The organism is Paenibacillus sp. KACC 21273, from assembly GCF_028736095.1.
Taxonomy (GTDB): Bacteria; Bacillota; Bacilli; order Paenibacillales; family Paenibacillaceae; genus Saccharibacillus; species Saccharibacillus kyungheensis.
In genome coordinates this window covers 1,822,832-1,846,948 of the sequence record NZ_CP117876.1, presented here as the reverse complement: position 1 = coordinate 1,846,948, position 24,117 = coordinate 1,822,832, and the positions used below count along the sequence as shown (strand labels likewise).

General features: G+C 39.3%; 22 protein-coding genes. 6 read left to right on the top strand and 16 right to left on the bottom strand.

From position 1 onward, the window contains the following. Positions 1-101 precede the first annotated feature (101 nt). A complete protein-coding gene (locus PQ460_RS08375) occupies positions 102-470 on the bottom strand; it encodes a transcriptional activator HxlR (protein WP_274172899.1) in 369 nt (122 codons plus the stop codon). 268 nt (positions 471-738) lie between these two features. On the opposite strand from PQ460_RS08375, the gene hxlA reads away from it, so the two are divergent. The 3 genes from hxlA to PQ460_RS08360 all read left to right on the top strand — a co-directional run bounded on the left by hxlA (position 739) and on the right by PQ460_RS08360 (position 3,134). After that, positions 739-1,371, top strand: coding sequence for a 3-hexulose-6-phosphate synthase (gene hxlA, locus PQ460_RS08370; protein WP_273612981.1), 633 nt, complete (start codon positions 739-741; stop codon positions 1,369-1,371). Positions 1,372-1,375: 4 nt separating this feature from the next. After that, entirely contained in the window at positions 1,376-1,948 is a 573-nt protein-coding gene (gene hxlB, locus PQ460_RS08365) for a 6-phospho-3-hexuloisomerase (protein WP_273612982.1), read from the top strand. Between the two features lie 169 nt (positions 1,949-2,117). Further along, positions 2,118-3,134, top strand: coding sequence for an LLM class flavin-dependent oxidoreductase (locus PQ460_RS08360; RefSeq protein ID WP_274172339.1), 1,017 nt, complete (start codon positions 2,118-2,120; stop codon positions 3,132-3,134). A gap of 296 nt (positions 3,135-3,430) precedes the next feature. Here PQ460_RS08360 and PQ460_RS08355 read toward each other — a convergent pair whose 3' ends face one another. Continuing rightward, positions 3,431-3,979, bottom strand: a complete 549-nt coding sequence (locus PQ460_RS08355; protein WP_274172338.1) for an RNA 2'-phosphotransferase — start codon at positions 3,977-3,979, stop codon at positions 3,431-3,433. Positions 3,980-4,113: 134 nt separating this feature from the next. Between PQ460_RS08355 and PQ460_RS08350 the strand changes: the two genes are divergently transcribed. Continuing rightward, complete coding sequence (locus PQ460_RS08350) at positions 4,114-5,322, top strand: MFS transporter (RefSeq protein ID WP_273612985.1); 1,209 nt, start codon at positions 4,114-4,116, stop codon at positions 5,320-5,322. A gap of 50 nt (positions 5,323-5,372) precedes the next feature. Here PQ460_RS08350 and PQ460_RS08345 read toward each other — a convergent pair whose 3' ends face one another. From PQ460_RS08345 to PQ460_RS08300, 10 genes are all read right to left on the bottom strand, one after another. Then, a complete protein-coding gene (locus PQ460_RS08345) occupies positions 5,373-6,089 on the bottom strand; it encodes a YitT family protein (protein WP_273612986.1) in 717 nt (238 codons plus the stop codon). Positions 6,090-6,425: 336 nt separating this feature from the next. Further along, positions 6,426-7,469, bottom strand: coding sequence for a hypothetical protein (locus PQ460_RS08340; RefSeq protein ID WP_274172337.1), 1,044 nt, complete (start codon positions 7,467-7,469; stop codon positions 6,426-6,428). A 127-nt stretch (positions 7,470-7,596) separates the two neighbouring features. Then, positions 7,597-8,544, bottom strand: a complete 948-nt coding sequence (locus PQ460_RS08335) for a serine/threonine protein kinase (RefSeq protein WP_274172336.1) — start codon at positions 8,542-8,544, stop codon at positions 7,597-7,599. 308 nt (positions 8,545-8,852) lie between these two features. Beyond that, positions 8,853-9,440: a hypothetical protein gene (locus PQ460_RS08330; protein WP_274172335.1), complete on the bottom strand. Its 588-nt coding sequence runs from the start codon at positions 9,438-9,440 to the stop codon at positions 8,853-8,855. Between the two features lie 205 nt (positions 9,441-9,645). Beyond that, on the bottom strand, positions 9,646-10,986 hold the full coding sequence (locus tag PQ460_RS08325; RefSeq protein ID WP_274172334.1) for an L-lactate MFS transporter: 1,341 nt from the start codon (positions 10,984-10,986) through the stop codon (positions 9,646-9,648). A 148-nt stretch (positions 10,987-11,134) separates the two neighbouring features. Further along, entirely contained in the window at positions 11,135-11,980 is an 846-nt protein-coding gene (locus tag PQ460_RS08320) for a LytR/AlgR family response regulator transcription factor (RefSeq protein ID WP_274172333.1), read from the bottom strand. After that, positions 11,977-13,650 (bottom strand): sensor histidine kinase, encoded by a 1,674-nt coding sequence (locus PQ460_RS08315; protein ID WP_274172332.1) that lies wholly within the window; start codon positions 13,648-13,650, stop codon positions 11,977-11,979. The genes PQ460_RS08320 and PQ460_RS08315 overlap by 4 nt, the downstream gene beginning before the upstream one ends. Before the next feature lie 177 nt (positions 13,651-13,827). Beyond that, positions 13,828-14,622, bottom strand: coding sequence for an ABC transporter ATP-binding protein (locus PQ460_RS08310; RefSeq protein ID WP_274172331.1), 795 nt, complete (start codon positions 14,620-14,622; stop codon positions 13,828-13,830). Further along, positions 14,622-15,557, bottom strand: coding sequence for an ABC transporter permease (locus PQ460_RS08305; protein WP_274172330.1), 936 nt, complete (start codon positions 15,555-15,557; stop codon positions 14,622-14,624). The genes PQ460_RS08310 and PQ460_RS08305 overlap by 1 nt, the downstream gene beginning before the upstream one ends. 224 nt (positions 15,558-15,781) lie before the next feature. After that, positions 15,782-16,819, bottom strand: coding sequence for an ABC transporter substrate-binding protein (locus PQ460_RS08300; RefSeq protein WP_274172329.1), 1,038 nt, complete (start codon positions 16,817-16,819; stop codon positions 15,782-15,784). Positions 16,820-17,088: 269 nt separating this feature from the next. Here PQ460_RS08300 and PQ460_RS08295 point away from each other — a divergent pair, with 269 nt between their 5' ends. Beyond that, on the top strand, positions 17,089-17,622 hold the full coding sequence (locus PQ460_RS08295) for a hypothetical protein (protein WP_274172328.1): 534 nt from the start codon (positions 17,089-17,091) through the stop codon (positions 17,620-17,622). A gap of 218 nt (positions 17,623-17,840) precedes the next feature. Here the strand turns inward: PQ460_RS08295 and recG are convergent, their stop codons facing one another. Genes recG through PQ460_RS08280 form a run of 3 tightly spaced genes read right to left on the bottom strand, consistent with a single transcriptional unit; the run spans position 17,841 to position 22,605 of the window. Then, positions 17,841-19,892, bottom strand: a complete 2,052-nt coding sequence (recG, locus tag PQ460_RS08290) for an ATP-dependent DNA helicase RecG (RefSeq protein ID WP_274172898.1) — start codon at positions 19,890-19,892, stop codon at positions 17,841-17,843. A 13-nt stretch (positions 19,893-19,905) separates the two neighbouring features. Next, the gene (locus PQ460_RS08285; protein ID WP_274172327.1) at positions 19,906-20,766 is read right to left on the bottom strand and encodes a DegV family protein; all 861 of its coding nucleotides are present in this window, start codon (positions 20,764-20,766) and stop codon (positions 19,906-19,908) included. A gap of 27 nt (positions 20,767-20,793) precedes the next feature. Continuing rightward, positions 20,794-22,605 carry a DAK2 domain-containing protein gene (locus PQ460_RS08280; RefSeq protein ID WP_273613001.1) on the bottom strand — a complete coding sequence of 604 codons (1,812 nt, stop codon included), beginning with the start codon at positions 22,603-22,605 and terminating at the stop codon, positions 20,794-20,796. A gap of 440 nt (positions 22,606-23,045) precedes the next feature. On the opposite strand from PQ460_RS08280, the gene rpmB reads away from it, so the two are divergent. Then, positions 23,046-23,234 carry a 50S ribosomal protein L28 gene (rpmB, locus tag PQ460_RS08275; RefSeq protein ID WP_069329046.1) on the top strand — a complete coding sequence of 63 codons (189 nt, stop codon included), beginning with the start codon at positions 23,046-23,048 and terminating at the stop codon, positions 23,232-23,234. Positions 23,235-23,452: 218 nt separating this feature from the next. Here the strand turns inward: rpmB and rpe are convergent, their stop codons facing one another. Next, the gene (gene rpe / locus PQ460_RS08270) at positions 23,453-24,115 is read right to left on the bottom strand and encodes a ribulose-phosphate 3-epimerase (protein ID WP_274172326.1); all 663 of its coding nucleotides are present in this window, start codon (positions 24,113-24,115) and stop codon (positions 23,453-23,455) included. Between the last annotated feature and the right edge of the window lie 2 nt (positions 24,116-24,117).

Below are 24,117 nucleotides of genomic sequence, written 5' to 3'. Positions count from 1 at the left end.
AGGTTTCTGATTAGAAAAAACAATGACTATACGTCAAAAAAGCGAGCATTCATCGTCATTATCTACGAATTCATGCTCGCCCAAATGTTTTTGATATAAATTTAATTCCAAGAAGCTGGCTTGATCTCGACAGGCTTGATCTCAGCCACATCCATATAGTGTTTGCCCCAGTTATACATCGCATCCAGAATAGGCATTAAAGTTTCGCCCATTTCAGTTAATGAATATTCCACTTTGGGTGGAACGACTGGATAGACTTCACGATGCACAATAAGATCTTCTTCCAGTTCACGTAATTGACTGACTAACATCCGTTGCGTAATGCCGGGGATCAATGCTTTAAGTTCACCGAACCGTTTTGTTCCGCTTTTACCCAGATGCCACAAAATCAACATTTTCCATTTACCACCGATCACAGATAAAGTTAATTCTTTTTCACAATTAAATATACGTTCACGCATGATTGAGATTCCTCCAATTCGGCTAATAACATTATGCTAAAGGATTGTTTTTTATACGGATTTACCGTTTTATGTTACCTTTATTATAACTGAAAAAAGGTTCACAGTATACTTTTAGACACTATGTAAATAAAAAGTGCGTACTTACATAAAGAGCACCTTTTACTTTATACTAGCAATACGTCGATGATAGCTGTCTACGCTATGTAGCATGATAATAATCATCGAACGAGTCATTATACCGAACGAAACATACAACTAGGAGGAATTATATATTATGGAACTTCAATTAGCATTAGACTTGGTTAACATCCCTGATGGGATTGCACTTGTAAAAGAAGTAGAACCTTTTATCGATATCGTAGAAATTGGTACACCAATCGTAATTAACGAAGGTCTTCATGCTGTAAAAGCAATGAAAGATGCTTTCCCTAACTTGAAAGTACTTGCTGACCTTAAAATCATGGATGCTGGTGGTTATGAAGTGATGAAAGCTTCTGAAGCTGGTGCAGATATCGTAACTGTTCTAGGTGCAAGTAATGACCTAACTATCAAAGGTTGCGTAGACGAAGCTAAAAAACAAGGTAGCAAAGTATTGGTAGATATGATCAACGTCAAAGATATCGCAACTCGTGCTAAAGAATTGGACGAGCTAGGCGTAGACTATATCTGTGTACACACAGGTTATGACGGTCAAGCAGCAGGTCAAAATCCGTTTGAAGATTTGGCGACTATCAAAAGTGTAGTTAAAAACTCTAAAACAGCAATCGCTGGCGGTATCAAATTAGAAACATTGCCAGAAGCAATCAAAGCTAACCCTGATCTAATCATCGTTGGTGGCGGAATTACTGGTCAAGACGATAAAGCTGGCGTAGCTTCTCAAATTCGCGACTTGATCACTAAAGGTTAATTTGATGAGTAACCAAGCAGGAATCTCTACACATTTTGATCGTATTATTCAAGAATTAGAACGTACACTTGCAGCAATTCCTGAAGTCGAAGCAGAAGCATTGGTACAACAGATTTTGACAGCACGTCAAATCTTTGTAGCTGGTGCTGGACGTTCCGGTCTAATGGCAAAAGCATTCGCTATGCGCTTGATGCAATTGGGTCTTGATGCTTATGTTGTCGGTGAGACGGTTACTCCGCGTGCTGGAAAAGGTGATTTGTTAATCATCGCTTCCGGTTCTGGAGAAACACAAGGTCTTGTCCTAATGGCTGAAAAAGCGCAAAAAGCGGAAGTGACTATTGCTGCGGTTACCATTTTTCCTGAATCAACAATCGGTCAGAAGTCTGCTCTAACTGTCAAATTGCCGGGTTCTCCTAAAGATCCAGCCGATCATAATCAATATGAGACTGTTCAACCGATGGGTTCATTGTTCGAACAGACTGTATTATTATTTTTCGATGGATTGATGCTTCGCTTAATGGAACATCGTGGCGGAGATTCAGCAGCTATGTTTACCAATCACGCTAATTTAGAGTAGATTAATTTCTAAATAAATAGCATTCAATATCCACAGAAGGATTCCCCTCCTTTTGTGGATTTTTTGTGTGTAATGGGACAAGATGAATGATTTAGGTTACACTATTAAAGTAACATAGTATCGAAAAGTTACGATGATCACATTTTATCCCAAACAGAGGTGACTATATATGTTGAAATTAGGCGTACTGGATCAATCCCATATTAACGAAGGCGAAGATGCCAAAGATGCTTTGGCCAATACATTAAAATTAGCGCAAGAAGCAGATCGATTAGGCTTCTCCAGATTCTGGATGTCAGAACATCATGCTTCTCCAAGTCTGGCTCATTCCAGCCCTGAAGTATTAATCGCTCATGTAGCCGCCCTGACGTCACGAATTCGTGTCGGTTCAGGTGGTATTATGCTACCTCACTATAGTGCTTACAAAGTAGCAGAAAATTTCCGTCTATTAGAAGCACTTTATCCTAACCGTATCGATCTCGGTGTTGGTCGTGCACCTGGTGGTATGCCACTGGCTACGCGCGCACTTCAAGAAGGTAAACTTCCATCGATGCATGCATCTGATCGCTATCCACAACAAATTGTTGATCTCATTGCTTATATGAATGATGCTCTACCTGCGGATCACCGGTTCCCCGGATTGATAGCTGAACCTAGTATCGAGACAGCTCCTGAGTTGTGGTTACTCGGTTCGAGTGGTGGAACTGCTGATCTGGCCGCAATGACAGGCGCTTCGTATGCATTTGCTCAATTTTTCGGGACAGCCGGTGGTGAAGATGCAGTTGCTCATTATAAAGACAACTTCAAACCTTCACTGATGTCTAACACTCCAAAATCACTTGCAGCGATTACTGTTTCTTGTGCAGACACAGAGGAAGAAGCAGAATACCATATGCGTAGCAATGATCTGTATTTCTTAATGCTACGTCAGAACAATCCAATGCCTTATTTACCATCTGCCAAAACAGCAGCACAATACCCTTATACCGATTCAGAAAAAGCACATATTCAAGATACACGCCGCTTCCGTGTTGTCGGTACACCTGATCAGGTCAAAGAAAAAATGCTACAGTTTGCTAAAGACTATCAAACAGATGAATTACTTGTGGTCTCCGCTATTCACAATACTGAAGCTCGCTTGAAATCATATCGTTTGTTAGCAGAAACTTTTGATCTTCAAGCTTAAATCATTGATGTTCGTCAATCTTACTCTGATATGCTAGGTACTTTGACCATACTCTTATCTATTGAAAGTACATTGATAAGTTATTGATAGCTGTCAGACTTGTCAGACTCCTAATTAAGTACTTATCTGTATAATGGATCTGTTGTATTTGCTAAAAGTAAAAAAACAACCAACAAGGGAGCGACTCATTATCGCTCCCCTTTGATTTGCGTGTCATATGCATATGTGTTGTACCCATGATTGATAAGAGTTATATCTTTGTTCATATGCTGACTATATCTATTGTATCTGTATATTTATACCTGAGTTAAACAATGAGCAGGAATATGATCGGACAACCAGACTTCATGCCCTGCAAAATAAAAAGTCACCCCTGCTTCTATCGCGCGCACAGTATCGACTTGTAAAAGGACTAATTTGCCTCTACGCTTACCTGCTAGTTCGGCAAAATGTGTACTCGCTGATAAATGCACATACTGGCGATTCATACACAGAAGCCCTTGCTCTAATATGAGTGGTAATGCTTTTTCATGTGTACCATGATATAAGATTTCAGGCGGTGTACCTTGTTCATCTTGCACCTGAGTATGACTATGACCATATCTAGCTTTGATACGATCTTCATTGATTTCAAAGCGTTGCTTGTCAGATTGTGCGACTACCTGACGAATATCACCTTCTGTAATCTCGCTCCATCCTTTTTGCTCACGTAACACATGGACTAACTCTTCCAATGTACACGAACCATCACGAGCATCTAAGAGGATTCCATATTCTTCAGGCGTATGACGCAAAATCAGACTCATATATTTACTTAATTGTACTTCTTGTTTGGATGTTAACATCGCCAAGCTCCTTTAGTATGAATTTTGAGTAAGTGTATACTCACTTTGAATTTTAAATGTTACTATGTACATACAGAAAATTGTACAAGCATTTTAGAGAAAAATAGTTCATTTCAGAAAATAGGAGATCATGTATGCAACCATCTGTAACAAAAGAACAAGTTTCACCTCAAAATGACCGCTTTCCAGCAGCTCTGTTCTGCCTGACTGCTGGTGCTTTTGCTATTGGTATGACTGAATTCGTCATTATGGGACTGCTACCTAATGTAGCTAACGACCTTCATGTCACGATTCCACAAGCAGGGCAATTGATTACAAGTTATGCACTTGGCGTAGCTGTAGGAGCACCTGTATTAACCGTATTAACCCATCGTATTCCGCAGAAGCAATTACTGTGTTTGTTAATGATTATTTTTATACTGGGTAATGCTCTGGCTGTCATTGCTCCTAACTATGGATTATTAATGGCTTCAAGACTAGTGACTGCTCTAGCACATGGTACTTTTTTGGGAGCAAGCTCACTTATAGCGGCTAGACTGGTACGACCGGAGAAAAGAGCTAGTGCCGTCTCTATGGTTCTTGCCGGGCTTACGATCGCCAACATTATCGGTGTTCCTTTTGGAACATTTATCGGACAATATTTGGGCTGGCGTTCTTCATTCGGTGCGATTACGATTATGGGTATGATCTCACTAATCGGTATCTTTTTCTTAATTCCGAAGATTGAGCAGTCTGGACCTTCGAGTCTTGCCAAAGAATTCCGTAGTCTAATCAATCCACAAGTGCTGCTTATTTTATTCACCGGTGCTTTTGGCTGTGGTAGTATGTTTACTGTCTTTACATACATTACCCCTTTACTCACAGATGTGAGCGGATTTCAAGAACATAGTGTAACATGGATTCTGGTGATGTTCGGTGTAGGTGTAACGTTAGGTAATATTATAGGCGGTAGGTTAGCAGATTGGAAGCTAATGCCTTCTCTGATTGCGACGTTTACTATTCTTGTGATCTTATTGGTTATTCTATCAAGCGTACTTCACAATCAGATTTTAACGTTAGTATTTGTTTTTCTCTGGGGTGCAGCCGCATTCGGGATTATGCCCGGTATCCAGATTCGCATTATGAATCTGGCTCATGAAGCACCAAGACTTGCAGCGACTTCCAGTCACTCTGCACTGAATTTGGGAAATGCAGGTGGTGCTTTTCTCGGTGGTGTGGTGATTACACATCTTGGATTGCCTTATGTACCGCTGATCGGTGGTGCTGTAGCTGTAGTTGGCATTTTGGGATCGATTCTTAGTTATTATCTTGTTGAAAAAAGAGCTAGCACCAAAACAATATAACAAAAAAAGCCGTTCGGTTGATCTTAATGATCTACCTGACGGCTTTTATTTTATACTTTGATACTTTTATGATTGATTTGTAGTGATTGCGGAGTAGATGTTATTGGTTTGACAGCTACTTTACTTACAGATACAGCTAATGTGGATGTACGTTTGATCGGCAATAAGTGACGTACTTGCCATGTTGTTGTCATCGTCCATGTGATCACTTTACCTGCAATCCATACCGCCAAAACGGTATATATGGTTTCTTTGAGCGGTAAATAGAACAGACAGATTAACAATACAATCGCATCACTTGCAAAAAATACATTACCGATTTTCCAACCGCTCCAATCACTGATCAATTTGGACAACACATCATCGCCTCCGGTCGCCCCACCATATCGTAGAACGATTCCTGCTCCTAGACCGGTTAACAACCCAGATAATACAGCGGCTGCTAGCAGGTTACCGTGCAGGTCCACCACAAACAACGATAATTGCTCAAATAATGAGTAAAATAGTGAAAACGATAGTGCTCCAATCAGTGTAAATAACATAAATCGGCGGCCTTTCAACCACCATGCAAGTAATATCACTGGTATATCCAGCAGTAAAGCTGTCCAAGCTGGTGACCATCCAAATGCATATTTTCCTAATAAGGCTAATCCTACAAATCCGCCTTCTGATAATTGATTCTGAACATTAATGTGATAATAAGCAAACGCTAAAATCAAAGTTCCAAGCAGTATTATGGCAATCTGCCTTAATACTGTTTTATCCATTTGTTTTCTCCTCATACAAGCTCCCTCTATTTCTCGTAAGTTTGATCGATATCGACCGACTCTTACGTGAGGCAAACTTGGAGGACTTTGTCCTTCGCATACATGATTCCCTCTTCCGTTCGAGTTGGTCTATAGTGACTTGTTCTCTACGGAAGAGCTAAGTATAAGAGAGATCATAACGTTTCCAAACCGTCCTTTGGGGAAGTATCCTTCGGGGACCCATGGTATCCTGATCCTTTCGTTAATAGATTCTAAAGCTAAATTAATTATACCACAGGAACAGCAATGCTAAACAGCTTGCTTGTGTAAAGATTTTCTTGGAATGTATATTCTGTGTTAAAAGAGAAAATGTTCGCGTTCTACTTCAAAGTGAATATACATTTCCATTTGCAATTTTAAACGTTCGTAACTTTCAATAATACTGAATTGTTCATCCCGATTAAATCGTTTCTTGATAGATTTGAATATCGAATCGTCTATGTCCTCATTACTACTTGAATAGAACAATGTATATAAAGATTCTATCTTCTCATGATTAGAATTCGTAAATTTAATATTTTTGAAGAAATAATTTAATTTGCAAGTTAGTAGAAAGTATAGAACATCTAACCGATATTCTAATTCACGATCGGATTCAATTTCCACCAAAAATTGCTTCATATCGCTAATCAATTCTTCAAATGTCAAACTAACATATCCCATTGCTTGATATGTCCATATTCCTGTGCCTGTACCCATATCATGAGCTTGCCAGTTAGAGCTCCAAATAATATTCTTTATTTTTTCTTTCTGTTTCTGTCCATATAAAGCAATTCCTAAAATCAATCCTGCATTACTATCAATCGAAGCATATTGATCTCCCCATTCATACAAACGCTCTGCAAAAGTATCGTCATATAAACGGAAACTAAGTATAGGTAAAAATTCATCAAATAGAGGTTGATTAATCAATTGTTCTAATCTATCTTTTAATTCTTGCTGATATTTCTCAACAGATAAATGAACTAATCCAAGACAAGCTAGCTTGCATGTAGTCCACTTTAGCGCATACTTTATTAATACAGGTATAGCTTCCGTTACTCCCATATAGCCCAAAGCATGTAATACTTCATAAGGCACTTCTTCTGTCAGATCATTATCTACAATAGAAAATTCGTATAATGCTTGGGCTAGATTGCTATCACCTAATCTCATAATAGGTTCTAGTAATTGTTGCTTATCATAATGTAAAGGATCTTGTATAAAAACATTATATAATGCTTTTGCATCTTCTTGATTTCCGTAACGAATAATTGTACCTATGTATCCTTGAAATTTCTCATAATTAATATCTTGTTTGGACTTTAATTCATTTATAAATTTCTGTGTAATGTTAAGCATGTACTTTTTTCCTCCATTAATTTTATGATAAAAAAGTGATTATTATGTTTATAGCTATTTCTTACTGAATCTGCATAGATAGTACAAAAAAGCCTACACTATATTGATATGCAGGCTTTAAAAATAATTATTTTTTGACGGTAGGCTTCTGGTGATTAGCCAGTTTCTTTTTACCATTCATTAAAATGAATTTGCGCTCCCATAGACGTTCAGCACGCATTGCGACTTTGAACCATTTGAGAGAAGCACAACGTTTGTCTGCGGATACAGCGAGTCCCCAATGAATCACTCTTGTTAAAATAGGAGAGACTTTGGTCATATCACGCAGAGGTTCTAACGTATCATGGAACAAACGCTTCGGCACATCGATAGGTGCTTTGCCCTGACAGCAAAAATACATCGTAGCCGCTAAACTATAAATATCAGATACTGGACCTTGCACCGAACGACCCGAATAAAATTCAATCGGTGAGTATCCTGCTGTCGTAAGGATCGTATGCGTCTTTTCTTGATAACGTACAGCCGAACCAAAATCAAGCAACTTGGTCTGTCCATCTTCCCCAATCAAAATATTACTTGGACGAATATCACGATGAATATAACCGAGACTGTGTATGTATTCTAGAGCACGAATAACCAGACCAAGCCGTTCTAACAAAAAGTCGTTAGTGATTTCTGTAGGATGTTCTTCAATAAATTGATCCAATGTCATACCTTTGCAATACTCTGTCACTAAATAAGCCGTACCATTTTCTTCAAAATACTGCACATAACGCACAATCCCTTGATGATCAATCTGACTTAGAATCTCAGCTTCAGATCGAAACGTTTCTAGCATTTCTCTATATTTAGAACCCAGCCCTGGTTCATGACAATCAATATTTCGACGATCTCTTTTACGTTGTACCACTGCACTTGGAAAAAATTCTTTTACCACATGAAGTGTACCCTGCTCGATATGCCTTGCTACATAGACGATAGATAGTTCACTAACCGATAATGTCCTGCGAATCTGATATGTATTCGCAAGTGTATGGTTTCGGGCAAGGGCCGGATTGACTATTATTTTATTCATTCTACACCCCTTCGCACCTTCCCACAGCATAGCGGTTCCCCCATGTATGCGCCCTGCCGGTGAAGAATATGGATAACAGTCATAGATATGGCTGTCTACACAGACATTTTAGCATGAAACTTAACAAATGTGAGCAATTTCTCTGACAAATTTCACTTATTTCAGCAAATACTCTGGTTTTTTTGCATAATCCCAGAATATTTGCTGTTTTGCTGACTAATATCAACATTTATTTATAGTATCTCCCAATTTATAAACGTTATCAACGTTACTCCAGCATACCCAAATCAAGCTTCATCTTACATCGGTTACGCACGTTCAGATAACCAATCACTATCACGCATAATCTGAATAGCACTTTCAGCAATTTCAGCAACTCGCGAATCAGGATCATGACTAGCCGTATAGACTAACATCTTCTCGAACTCTTGCCATCCGATAAAGCTGGTAGCAAATACAGCCGATTGACGTACACGTACATCCGGATCACGAAGATATAATTCAAAAATGTGCAATACTTCAGCAGACGGTTCTCCGTAAGAAGCAATACCAAGACGACAAATCGCATCAATTTTCTGATCGACATGTTGATCATGCAGACAGCGATATACAATATCTTTACTTGAATATACAAGTCCACTTTGATATAAATCATAAGCTAATTGTTGGCAAGCAGGTCCTGAAATCAACAAATATGGAATACTGGTAGATTGATCGTTAATTAAATGAACAAGTGTCGACTGGTCTTCCATCACAAATGTAAAATATTCTGCTGTCGCATACTCAGTGGTATCTTGTTTGATGTCTAGCTTAGCTATATACGGTAAATTTGATAACGCTTCCAATATATGAAGAAAAAGTAGATTAGGTTTGGTACATAAACGAATATCTTTCATACGAATACCTCCTCCTTTACATAATGGGATAGAGTTAGTCTTACTTAAAGTATAACGATATCCACCTACAAACGAATCATTTTGCTAAAAAATGTAAGAAAAAGTAATATAGAAACAGCTTCCCTTAGTGTATAAGAGAAGCTGTTGATTTTTATAATATAGTTAGATTATGAATGAACTTTGCACGTATTCGCTTTTAGAATAATTAACTACGTGCTGTATGAGGTTTGGCAGTCCATTTTTTCTCGTCTGCTGTTTGTTTTTCTTCGCTTGCACCAGCTACTGGAGGTTTGATCCATAGTGCAATCAAGAAGGACACGATACACAACATACCGATAACGATAAATGTAGGTTTGAATCCACCCATCCAAGCGGCGATAAACGAACCTGCCAAAGCACCAATACCGAAACCTTGATATACGATACCATAGTTTTTACTGTGGTTTTTGAGTCCAAAGAAATCACTAACAATTGCAGGGAATACAGTAATATTACCACCGAAGCAGAAAGCAATTGCGGCTACTGCGGCAAAGAAAATACTATAGGTTAGCGGGATAAAGCTAAGGACTGCAACCGCAGCGGCTGTTACGATAAATGTACCGCAGATGACTTTCATACGTCCTACTTTATCAGACAAAGCTCCCAAAATAATACGTCCTGCTGTGTTGAAGATAGCGATCATAGCAACGGCATTTGCGGCTGTAGCTAGATCCAAGCCTGCTAATTGTACACCGATATCTTTGACAATGCCGATTAAGTATAACCCACTCATACAAGCTGTGAAGAACATAATAAATAGTAAGTATACTTGTTTTGTTTTGAGCATTTCTTTTACTGTGTAATCATGAGCAACAACTGTTGTTGGTTTGATTGCGGATGGCTGACTATCCCCTACACGTTGTTCTGCACCTTTAGCTTGTGGAGCAGTTGCACCATATACATTTGCTTCACGAATCAGACGAGAACCGATCACAATCATTAACAATACGATAATGCCCCAGTACAAGAACGTTGCCGATACACCGACAGAACCGATAAATGCGCCATTAATGTATTTGAAAATAAGACTTCCTGTTCCATATGCGCCGACAGATATCCCCGAGATCAATCCTTTACGTTCCGGGAACCATTTGATCAAATTAGAAAGTGAAGTGATATATGCTGTACCATCAGCAAATCCGACGATCACCCCTGCTAACATATACAGTAAAGGTAAAGAGGAAACTTGCGAACTAAGCATTAAGCCTAGACCAAGTACAATACCTGCTATACCGATCAGACGACGGATACCCCATTTTTCTTGTAATTTCCCAGCAAATAAAGTGGAAAATGCTAATGCAAAACTGGTAATCGAAAATGTAATCGCTACTGAACTTAGACCCCAACCGAATTTATCAACAAGAGGCTGGTTAAAAAGACTCCATGTATAAATCGTCCCCAGACCCATTTGTACAATAATTGTACCGAGTGCAATCAACCAACGATTGACTGGAGGTTTGGTAGATTGTAAGTTAGTTGTGCCTGCTTGATTGGATACGTTTTTCATGATTGATGTTCCTTTCCGTAAGGACCGCAAATTGTAGTGTTATATGGTTCGGAGAATTCTCTGTTTCCTATGACCAAATTATAACCCTACCTTTAATGTCACATTCCAAAAAAGGAATGAAATGCAGTATATACGGAATGAAATGCCTTTAGATACTCATGATCTGCCTGAACTCTTTGACCTTACTTCGGCTCACAGGAACTTCATAATCCAGATCATGTAAACGCAGTAAATAAGTGTTATTAAACCACGGTACAATTTCACGGATTTTGGTAATATTAACGATATATGAACGATGACAACGGAAAAAATATTCGTCTGGCAACGTATTTTGAAATTCTGAAATGCTGGATGTCACTGTATATTCGGCTCGCTTGGTAAATACATTGGTTACTTTCTCACTAGCAGATGCATAATAGACATCATCTACAGGGATCACCTGAATTTTATCATTTTTCCATAAGCTGATTTTGCCTTGAAGCACATGAGAATGATGCGGCACATGAGTGGTACTTGCTGTTGTTGATTGTCCCAACAATGGTTCTGCTTTATGCGCATCATAATCTTCTGAAGAGTGATCGGCTGGTTCTTTGTCGATCGGCTGTGAGAATATCGGCTGTGCACCATGATCACGTTCATACGTACTTTCCAACTTGCGTAGCATCGAAGTCATACGTGATTCACTATACGGCTTCAAAATATAATCAAAAGCTTCAATTTCAAAAGCTTCTGCCGCATGTTCTTTGTATGCTGTAATAAAAATAATATACGGCTTACGTGAAAATTTGCTAATCGTATGTGCCAAAAACACCCCGTCTAACGAAGGGATATTAATATCTAAAAAAATAGCATCGACTTCATGATCCTGTACATATTTCAATACATCCATTCCATCGTCAAAACTACCTACAATCTCGATCTGACTATACGTGCGAATATAATATTCTAATTCTTGTCTTGCCAGAAATTCATCTTCCACTACGATTGCTTTCATGATAGCTCCTTTTTCACTTTAAACTGAATACGTGTGCCTCGTTCCAGACGCTGGATCTGTAATCCTTCACCATAAATTAATTTAACCCGTTGATGCACATTAGACAATCCGATTCGATTTTCAGGCATTTTACCATTATAGACATTTTGAATAATTTCTGGATCGATACCTGCTCCTGTATCTTCAACACTAATCAGCACTTGATCACCGTGATCTTTTACAGATAAGGTCACTGTACCGGAACCCTTCCCTTTCAAAATACCATGAACTATCGCATTTTCAACTAATGGCTGAATAATAAGACTAGGAATTTTCACTTCTACTTCTTCATCCACGTCATAGATTACAGTCAATTTATTACCGAATCGTGCTTTTTCGATCTCTACATAATTGACCACTTGACCCAGTTCTTTGTTAATATCGATTAATTGGTCACTCCATTCCAGACTATGACGAAGATAACCGGAAAGGTTAATAATCATCTCGCGTGCATAATTCGGATCAATACGAATAGAGGAAGCAATCGCATTCAGCGCATTAAACAGAAAATGAGGATTAATACTGGTCTGTAACGCTTTAATTTCTGCTTTATTTGCCATTTCTTTCATCTGTTCAATTCGGGATACTTCCATCAATGTTGAAATAATCTGTGACAGACCGACAGCTAAAGTTTGTAAAGAATACGTGATTTTATGCGCTTTACGATAATAGATTTTGAGCGCACCGGTGACGACTCCTTTTTCAGTTAAAGGAATAATAATTAACGATTGGATATTAGGCACTTTACCTTCTGCATCGTTGTTGCTGATCATAATCTCGCCACTGCGAATCGTCTGCTTGGTCGCATCGGTTATAATTTCATGTCCAATATTATAATGATCTTCACCAAGCCCTACATAAGCTAAGATCAGCTTTGTATCGGTTATAGCTACCGCATCTGCTTGAATATCTTCTTTGATAATACCGCATATTTTGCGTAAAGATTCACTGTTTATCGATCGGAAATAAGGAAGCGTTTTGTTCGCAATATCAAGGGCTAATTTGGCTTGCCTTGCTGCTATATTTTCTTTTTCCCCTTCGACTCCTTGTACAAATAACACAATTAACCCTACACTCACCTGACCGAGGATCATCGGCAAAGCAATAATCGATACAATTTCTCTACCCAATTGAGCAGGTTCTGCCATCACTAGAATCAAAAACATGGTTAACGCTTCGCAAAACATACCTGCGATAATTCCGATAATCCAGCGTCGATTGCGTTTTATTTTTTTGTGAATATAACCTGAGACAATGCCTGCAATAATACTGGTAATGAGGCAGGGTAACGAAGTCACTCCATCAATATCAATCAAATAGCGATGAAGCCCTGACACTACACCCGTCACTATACCTACAGGCCAACCAAAAAGGATACCACCTGCCATCACAGCTATAATACGTACATTGACCAATGATCCTTCGACGTTAATACCGGTATAGGTTCCAAATACAGCAAAACCGCTAAAAATAATCGAAATAATCAGCAAATCTTTTTTAAATAAAATATCTTTCTGGAAAATCTGTCTAAAATGAGATAGACGGGTCAAAAAATATAAACAGATCAACAGCAAAGCTGCTCGTTCAAACAGTTGTAATAAAATAATCACAGTCACGTTATGGGTAAGCATCTGTTCCTCCAATATCAATTTCACAAAGTATAAGCTAGATCATATGTTCATTTACTACATCTTTTCTAGTGTACACTATTTTTTGACTATGGATTGTGACACCTTTCAAAATAAACCCAATCACTCTGCTAATCACAGAATCATTGGGTTTAGATTGAAATATATTAGAGAGTACAGTTAACCAAGCACAACACGATCATCTGCCATTTTAGTTCCGCTAATCTGTTCGAATTCAGACATTAGTCGTTCGATCGTAAGATCCTTTTTGCGTTCTTCATCAATATCCAAAATAATTTTACCTTTATCCATCATAATCAGACGATTACCAAGACGGATAGCTTGCTCCATATTATGAGTAACCATCAATGTGGTTAGATTCATATCACGCACAATTTCTTTGGTGAGTGAAGTAATCAAATCTGCACGTGCAGGATCAAGCGCTGCTGTATGTTCATCAAGTAGCAGAATCTGTGGACGGGTAAATGTCGCCATCAATAGACTGAGCGCCTGACGTTCTCCACCGGATAACATTCCTACTTTGGCGCGTAATCGATTTTCCAGTCCAATCCCCAGACGTGATAATTCCTGCTTGAATAGATTCCGTCTTGCAGAAGTCACTCCAAAAGCAAAGCCACGATTTTTGCCACGACGATAAGCCATTGCTAGATTTTCTTCAATCGACATATGAGGAGCGGTTCCAGCCATAGGATCTTGAAAGACACGTCCGATCCAGCGACTACGCTGATATTCTGCTAAATGCCCTACAGATTGCCCTTCGATCTTCACCAGACCTGTATCTGGTTTTATTACCCCGGAAATAATATTCATCAGAGTTGATTTGCCAGCACCATTACTACCAATGACCGTTACAAAATCACCAGGGTTCAAATGAAGCTGAATTCCTATTAAAGCAATTTTTTCATCGACTGTACCAGGGTTGAACAATTTAGATACATTTTCGATATGTAGCATTACTGTTCACCTCCGGTTGGTTTGGAATAAGGAGTGGTCTGTATATTGCTTAGTAATTCTGCAGAACGCTTTTTAGCTAATCCTTTTTGCTTCACTTTACTGCGAATAGCCGGGAATACAAGCGCAATAATAACGATAACCGCAGTGATTAATTTGAGATCAGATGCTTCAAACCATTCAATTCGTAGAGCGGCTGTAACCACAATCCGGTACACAATCGAACCTAAAATAACAGCTAAAGTAGCTCTGAATACTGTTTTGGCACCAAATATCGCTTCACCTATAATAACAGAAGCAAGTCCGATCACAATCATCCCGATTCCTGAAGTTGCATCTGCAAAGGTAGACGTCTGAGCAACAAAAGCGCCTGATAAAGCGACCAGACCATTGGACAGACTCACACCAATAATAGTAGTAGTGTCAGTATTCGCTCCCAGACTACGAATCATCTGCTTATTGTCGCCAGTCGCTCGCAATGCTAATCCCATATCGGTACGCAAAAAAGCATCTAATAACAATTTGCATACGATCACAATTATCAACATTAGTGCAATCGGAGAAATATGATCAAATACCATGGCATTGCCAAAAATAGATACGTTAGGACTTCCCAAAATCCGCAAGTTGATCGAATACAATGCAATCATCATCAAAATCCCGGATAACAATCCATTAATTTTGCCTTTCGTATGCAGTAAGCCTGTACATGCTCCTGCTGCCAGCCCTCCTGCAAAAGCACCCAAACAGGCAAGCCATGGGGAATATCCATGCACAATCATAACGGCTGTAATTGCACTACCTGTTGTAAAACTTCCATCTACGGTCAAATCAGGAAAATCCAAAATGCGAAATGTAATATATACTCCTAATGCGAGCAACGCATACAACAACCCTAGTTGTAACGATCCCTCGCCTATTTTCATAAATAAGTCCATAAAATAAGCTCGCCCCTTTCTTCTTCATGCTGCCTATTGCTAATCGCTGTTGGTTACGCTTATCTTATCCAACATCATGTACCAAAATAGGATGAACTCCAAAGAAGCTCATCCCATTTTGCATGATCTTATTTGCTTTTAACGACTGGTGCAATAGGGTCATACGATATGATCTTATAGCTTTATTTTATTGTGTTAGCATCTAAAATCACTGTTTTATCTTTTTATTGAATCAAATTATTCTCTGGATCTTTTACTTTGGCTTTCATTTCATCGGTCACTTTGATTCCCTGAGCTTCTGCGGCTTTGAGATTTAAGATCAAATCTAATTTTTCTTGCATCGCTACAGGTAAGTCACCTACATTTTTGCCATTTTTCAATACATCGACAGCCATTTGCCCTACTTGATAACCATGATCATAATATTTAAAGCCTACTGTAGCAAAAGCGCCTTTTTCTACAGTATCCCGATCACTTGAAAAGAAAGGCATTTTGTTCTCATTCGCTAATTGAATAATTGTATCAACAGCACTTACGACCGAATTATCCAGCGTAATATAAAAAGCATCTGCACGACCGACTAACGATTGTGCTGCTTGTTGAACTTCAGAAGTATTTGTTACTGCTGCTTTGATTAATGTAATACCATGTTTTTTGAAAGCTTCTTCTGCACGCTGTGCCATAATAACCGCATTCGGTTCACCTTCATTGATGACCAGACCAATCGTTTTGATATCAGGAAATTCTGTACCGATAAAGTCAGCTAATTCTGTGATCGCTTCTGGGTTGGTATCCGATGCTCCAGATACATTTCCACCTGGCTTTTGTAGATCACTTACGATTTTGGCGCTTAATGGATCAGTAACTGCTGCAAATAAAACCGGTGTATCTTTCACCTGACTTACTACTGCTTGCGCTGAAGGAGTAGCAATCGCCAATACCAGATCATTGTCACTTTGCGATAATGTCTGTGCAATAGATAAGTTATTGGTAGAATCACCTTGTGCATTTTTATAATCAACTGTTAAATTTTGACCTTCTACAATCCCTGCATCTTTTAAAGCTGCTAGAAAACCTTCACGTGTCTCATCCAAAGACGGATGCTCTACAATTTGTGAGATACCGATTTTGTACGATTTGCTATCTGTGCTACCTGTGTCTCCTGAAGAAGCACCTTCATTTGCATTACTGCTACACCCTACTGCTGTCAACATCATCATTACCATACTTAGAGGTAAAATCCATTTCTGCTTCAAATTCATTGACGTGTAACCCCTCTCATCTCTAGTCTTAAGCTGTATATGTTCAGTAAACTGAACTGCATCATTCAAACTACAATGCCGTTTGAATGCGTTGCAACTTTACTTAATGAAAGTAAGAGTATAAAAAAAGGAATTTTTTTATACTTCACATTCGGTGAAATATTCTTAGCGTATTTTAATTTACTTTTAAGAGTATTCTCATCTACATCGATTATGCTAAGTGGGTATCCTCAACGTAAAGCATCAATTGAGAAAGGTGGAGAGCCTGAATGGATATGAAAAAAATCGTAGCGACCAGTTCGATAGCAATGGCGCTAGCTATCAGTGGAACAGCAATCATTAGTCCACAAGCTCATGCATCAACGATTAGCAAAATCATTCCTAGTCGACTGGAACGTACTATTGCTACTCCGTTATCCGATAATCAGACTCCAAAGCGTGATATGCAACAGCTTATTCAAGAACAATATAAACCATCGGTTTCGATCACTTCATCGGCTCCAAATAGTCTGCTATCTACTCATTCATTATGGAGTATAGGCAACTTATTCGATGAAATAGCCAGTCTACTTGGAATGACAAATCATGAACTGAAGCAACATTTGCAGGATGGAGATACGATTGCTCAAATCGCTGAGCATCAAGGTATGGAACAAACAAAAATTGCTGATGTGTTGATCACTAACATAAGTATCATCTGGCAGCAACAACGAGCTGCTGGTCAAATTACACAATCTCAATATGAACAATATAGGGTAGAGGCTGAAAATCAAGCACAGAGGATCATTAACAGTGCTATGTAAGAATATAAGTGATAGGGAAAATGTATATTGAATCTATATTAAAGCGCTGGACTATGGGAAGTCAATCTATAATTAGATATACATGTGTAAAAAAATCATTTGCTACCAAAGCGCTTGTTTATCCACTTTTTTCATATGTATGTTATAACGTATACTCAAAAGGAGAGCACGATAATCGTACTCTCCTTTTGTTTGTGATGTTTTGCTATGATCTAGATTTAATCCATTAACTCACCTTGAAAAACTTGCTGTTTTTCAAGATAATCCCGTAAAGTAGCATATTCTGGTGAAGTCCAGAAAAATTCATTACTCACTAATTTTACAGCATCTACACGAGCAATCTCTAACACTTCGTAATCGCTCATCATATCCGCTACTTTGAACTCTGGCAGTCCACTTTGCTTAGTACCGAAAAACTCACCAGGTCCTCGAATTTCTAGATCGCGCCGGGAAACTTCAAATCCGTCTTCAGTCTCAGTCATGGCACGCATTCGTTCTTGCCCTGTTTCCGATTTGGGATCGGCTATCAATATACAGAACGAAGCATGTTCTCCCCGACCGACACGTCCACGTAGCTGATGAAGTTGTGATAATCCAAAACGATCTGCATCCATAATGATCATCAGTGTCGCATTCGGAACATCGACACCTACTTCTACAACTGTTGTAGACACTAACAATTGAATATCATTACTGTAGAAATGACGCATCGTTTCTTCTTTTTCTGCTGCACTCATACGTCCGTGTAACAGTCCTACTTTGTAATTCGGAAAATCTTGATCCATCTGTATATATAGATCAATCGCATTCTGCACATCCAATTTATCGGATTCTTCAATCAGTGGACAGATTAGATAAGCTTGTCGTCCTTGATCAATTTCACGAGCGATAAATCCTTTGACACGATCCATCATATTATGTTTTACCCAGTACGTATTGATCGGCTTGCGCCCTTTAGGACGTTCGGCAATCGTCGACACATCCATATCTCCGAAAGCAGTAATTGCCAGTGTCCGCGGAATAGGTGTAGCTGTCATCGTTAGTACATCAGGATCAAAACCTTTACGTCTTAAAATACTTCGCTGATTCACACCAAAGCGATGCTGCTCATCGGTGACAACCACCCCTAAACTGCGAAAATACACTTCATCTTGAATCAAAGCATGAGTACCGACCAAAATATCGATCATCCCCATTTGCAGTGAAGCCAGCAGATCCTTCCGCTTGCGTCCAGTGACACTACTGGTTAACATCCCTACAGTTATCCCAAATGGCTCAAACATACGCTGGAGCGAACGCATATGCTGTTCTGCAAGGATCTCGGTCGGAACCATCAATGCGCCTTGATGACCAGAACGTACGGTTGCAAATAAAGCGATGGCGGCAATGACGGTTTTACCTGAACCTACATCGCCTTGAAGCAGACGATTCATACTATAAGGTGCACGCATATCTTTCAGAATTTCCAATTCAACCTGTTTCTGTGCATCGGTTAATTCAAAAGGCAAGCTACGAACAAATTCCCGAATCGTTGCGTTATCTGTCGTATGCACAATCCCACCATTTCGCTTACGGTTAATATTGCGATACGCTTGTAATTTTAATTGAAATAGAAATAACTCTTCATAGACCATCCGGCGACGTGCTTGCTTACCTTCATCGGTATCACCCGGTTGATGCAAATGACGAATCGCTTGTTTGCGTGATACAAGCTTATAACGTTGCATAATCTCTTGTGGCAAAATCTCAGGAATCATTTCGCCATATTGATCCAAAGCTTTGCCTATCGTTTTGCGCATCCAGCCTTGTGTAATATTGCCTCCTACCGAATAGACCGGTTGAAGACTACCGCTACGCTGTGTACCTTTATCGGGAAATTCGGAATCAAGTACAGTCATTTGTGAACGACGTTGATCCCATTTTCCAGTGAGTATAATTTCACGACCTGATGTTAATTGTTCTTTTAGATAATGACGGTTAAACCATGTGGCTGTTACCATCCAATCATCGACCATCATTTTACAGGTTAGACGTGACTTTTTGCCATATCGTTGTAATACAGGTAGACCTACAATTTTGGCTTGTACCGTAATTTTTTCTCCATCTTTCACTTCTATCAGTGACCGCAGACGGTAATCTTCATATCGAAAAGGAAAATACTCCAGTAAATCAAGTATCGTATAGACGCCAAAGGCGTGAAGCTCTCCTTCTTTGAGAGCACTCACGCCGTTCACTTGCCGAACTGTAATCTGTTCTAGACTGATATTCATGTTCATCCCTCGTTTATGGCTGATCCGGCCACGCGAAGATTCCAAGTGTACGCGCTCCTGTATGGCTTCCCACTACAGATCCGATGTCTGGTAGCACCAGCTCACCAATCTCATAATGTTCTTTGAACAACGCTAACAGTGGCTCGGTAGACTGTGGATCAGCTGTATGTCCCAAAGCTAGATTGATTTTATCTACTTTTAATTCTTGACGCATCATTTCTACGATACGTGCCATTGCTTTTTTCTGACCTCTTACTTTTTCAACAGCATAGATTTGACCTTGTTCATCAATCGATAAGATAGGCTTTACATTCAGTAATGTTCCGAGAACTGCTGATGCTCGTCCAATCCGTCCACCTTTACGCAGATTTTCCAGATCATCTACGATAAAGTACAATGAACGACTTTTCAAAATATGTTCTACACCGTCTATAATCTCATTGACTGTTTTTCCTTGCTGAGCCAGTCTAGCTGCTTGTACCACAGCCATTCCAAACCCGTACGAAGCCGACTTGGAATCCAGTATCGTAATATGATCATCTTGATCGATCATCGATTTGCCGATTAATGCTGACTGATACGTCCCGCTAAGTCCTGATGATAAATGGATAGATACGATCGAAGCATCAGGATATTGCTCATGAATAGATTGGTACGCTTCTGCAAATTTGGCAGGAGCCGGTTGTGATGTAGTCGGCAATACAGATACAGACACCAGACGACGGTAAAATTCATTTGCCTGAATATCTACACCATCTTCAAACGTTTCTTCACCGAAAAACAAACTTAACGGGATAATCCGTATACCATACTGTTCTGCTAGAGCAGCTGGAATATCTGCTGTACTATCAGTGACGATTATCGTATGTGCCATCGTTTCTCCCTCCTATCGTTCCTATTCTCAAGATTCCACCGAGAATAAATAATGGTATACCGGTTGACCACCTTCATGCATCTCAATCTCTGCATCAGGATAGGTCTCTTCAAGCCAGCTCATCAGAGCAGTCGTGTCTTGATCATCTGCATCGTTACCAACCAATACAGTAACTACTTCTTGTCCTTCTTCAATCATTTTGGACAATAGTTGCTGACAGGTCGTAAGCATCAGATCACTAGCAGCTACAATTTTGGAATTATAAATTCCGATATATTGTCCTTCTTTGATATTCATATCTTCAATCACTGTATCACGTACAGCATTGGTTACCTGACCAGACTTCACATGTTGCAAAGCTTCATTCATATTGCTCTGATTCACACTGACCTCTTCATCTTCTTGAAAAGCAAACGCAGCCGCTATACCTTGTGGAATACTTTTACTTGGAATAACCGTGATCTGATGCGTTTCTTCTAATAAGTCTTTGGCTTGTTGAGCCGCCAGTACAATATTAGAGTTGTTCGGTAAAATAAAGATATGATCTGCGGACATACTTTCGACCGCTTTTACAAAGTCTTCTGTACTTGGATTCATCGTCTGTCCACCGGATAAGATAACATCTACACCTAGACTTTTGAAAATATCAGAAATACCATCACCTGACGATACCGCTATAAATCCATAAGGTGCTACTTCTTCCGCAGGCGGTGTCGCTGTTTCTTGTGCAGTTAAAGGTTGGGTTGGCATTTCCGCAAATACATCTGGAGACGGAGCAATATCTAACCCTGCTGACAATAGATCACGATGTTGCTCACGCATATTCAAAATATGAATCTGTGTAATTTCACCATAACGTAATGCTAGATTCAATACTTCACCAGGCGCTTTGGAATGCACATGTACTTTGACTACTTCATCATCTGCAATCACAATAATCGAATCTCCATTGATTGAAAGTTCCTGACGGAATGCTTCTTCATGAAAAGGAGCATTTTTGATATCACCAATCTGACGATTGATAAAAAACTCCATATCGTACAAAAACTCGATATCTTCAGTTTCGATGCGTGATTGAGCAGAATGATCGTGAGTGGATAGATGTGCATCTGTAGTCGTCGCTAATCCTTTTGCTTTATCTAAAGCGACACTCGAACCATGTATAGGCACACTTTCTCCGATATTTGCATAGATATCTGCTTGATCTTGATTAACTTCATAACCGTTTTGCAAATAATTGTAGAATCCTTCATAGATATAGACTAATCCTTGTCCACCTGAATCGACAACGCCTACTTGCTTTAGGATTGGTAACATTTCTTGCGTCTGTGCTAATGTTTCTTGAGCACGTTTAAGTACTTCGCCCATCAACTCGGTAATATCAGTCGTGCGACGTGAATAATATAACGCATGCTTGGCTGCTTCTTTGGCAACAGTTAAGATTGTTCCTTCTACTGGCTTGACTACCGCTTTGTACGCAGATTCCACTCCGCTTTGAAGTGCTGCGGCAAATTGATTAGCATTTAATTCTTCATAAGAAGCTACAGAACGACTAAATCCGCGGAATAATTGTGATAATATAACGCCAGAATTACCGCGTGCGCCCATTAATAACCCTTTCGATAATACAGTTGCAGTGGAGCCTATTACTGCTGAATGATTACGTTTTAATTCAGTTACACCCGCAGTCATAGTCAAATTCATATTCGTTCCTGTGTCTCCATCAGGTACCGGAAACACATTGAGGGAATTGACGTGTTCTGCATGTTGTTGCAATCGCTCTGCTCCAGCAAGCACCATAGCGGTGAAATCAGTCCCATTTAAAAAACGCTTACTCAATGAAAATTCCCCTTCCTCATCATACCTATACATCCTGCCGGTTCATATTTCGGTCAGGATATTCATTTTTATTTGTAGTTAAGTTTGTCGAAAAGCAATATTTGTATTTCATATGGACTATAACAGACTAGCCTCTACAGATGCTACTCTATCCATTACCACCATACCTATAAATTAGAACCTTGTCCTTGTACCAAGTACCAAAAATAGGCGAGAAGGTATAAAGAATAGACGATTTCTTCTCAAGCCTTCTGAAATCATCAAGTTCATTCCCTTTAATATCCGACAAAAAGATACACGTCGAACTATTTTACATTGTACTATAACCTACCATAGAAATAAATAAAGTATTTGACACTGTTGACTATAGCCAAATCGTTATGCTAATATGGTAGAAGTGTTGTTTTCATGCAGTTTTTTTGGAAATAGGAGGTGTAACTATGGCTCGCAAATGTTATGTAACAGGTAAAAAACCTGGTAGTGGTAATACTGTTTCTCACGCTAATAACCGCAATCGTCGTACTTGGGGCGTGAACGTTCAAAAAGTTCGCATCTTGGTAGACGGTAAACCAAAACGCGTATATGTCAGCACCCGTGCTTTGAAATCCGGTAAAGTGACTCGCGTATAATTTACGGCTAATACATTAAGTATTATATGTAATGATGAAAAGCATCTCTAGCGATAGGGGTGTTTTTTTGATGTCTCGGTTTTCTTTGTCTTTTTACTATCACAATACAAGATTAACTTTATAGATACAAAAAACCAGTAATTCATATCTATACGATACGGATTACTGGTTTTTTTAGTATCAGATCAATAGCGATCTTAATGATAAATGCGGATGATTTAATTCAAGCTATCTCGAATACTTTGAATCGCTTTGGCACGATCAGGAGCTCCGAATATCGCACTTCCTGCTACCAATACGTCTGCACCTGCATCAACTACTAATTTGGCAGTTGTTGCTGAGATGCCTCCATCCACTTCGATATGAAAAGCAGTATGACCTTTTGCATTAGCCCAATCACGTAGTTGTTTTACTTTATCCACCATACGCGGGATAAACGCTTGTCCTCCGAATCCCGGGTTCACTGTCATAACAAGCACCATATCCAAATCATCCAATACTTCTGCAATCGCAGAGACTGGAGTTGCAGGATTCAAAGCTACCCCTGCTTTTACACCATGTTCTTTGATTAAATGAATGACACGATGTAAATGTACACATGCTTCTGCATGCACCGTAATCATATGTGCGCCTGCTTTTACAAAATCAGCGATATAATTCTCTGGATTTTCGATCATAAGATGCACATCTACAAATAATCCTGTATGTGGAGCAACAGCCTGTAATACAGGAGCACCAAATGTAATGTTAGGTACAAAGTGTCCATCCATAACATCAACATGTAACCAGTCTGCTCCACTGCGTTCGATTTCTGCGATTTCGGCACCTAATTTGGCAAAGTCAGCTGACAAGATCGAAGGCGCGATTTTGATAGAATTCATAG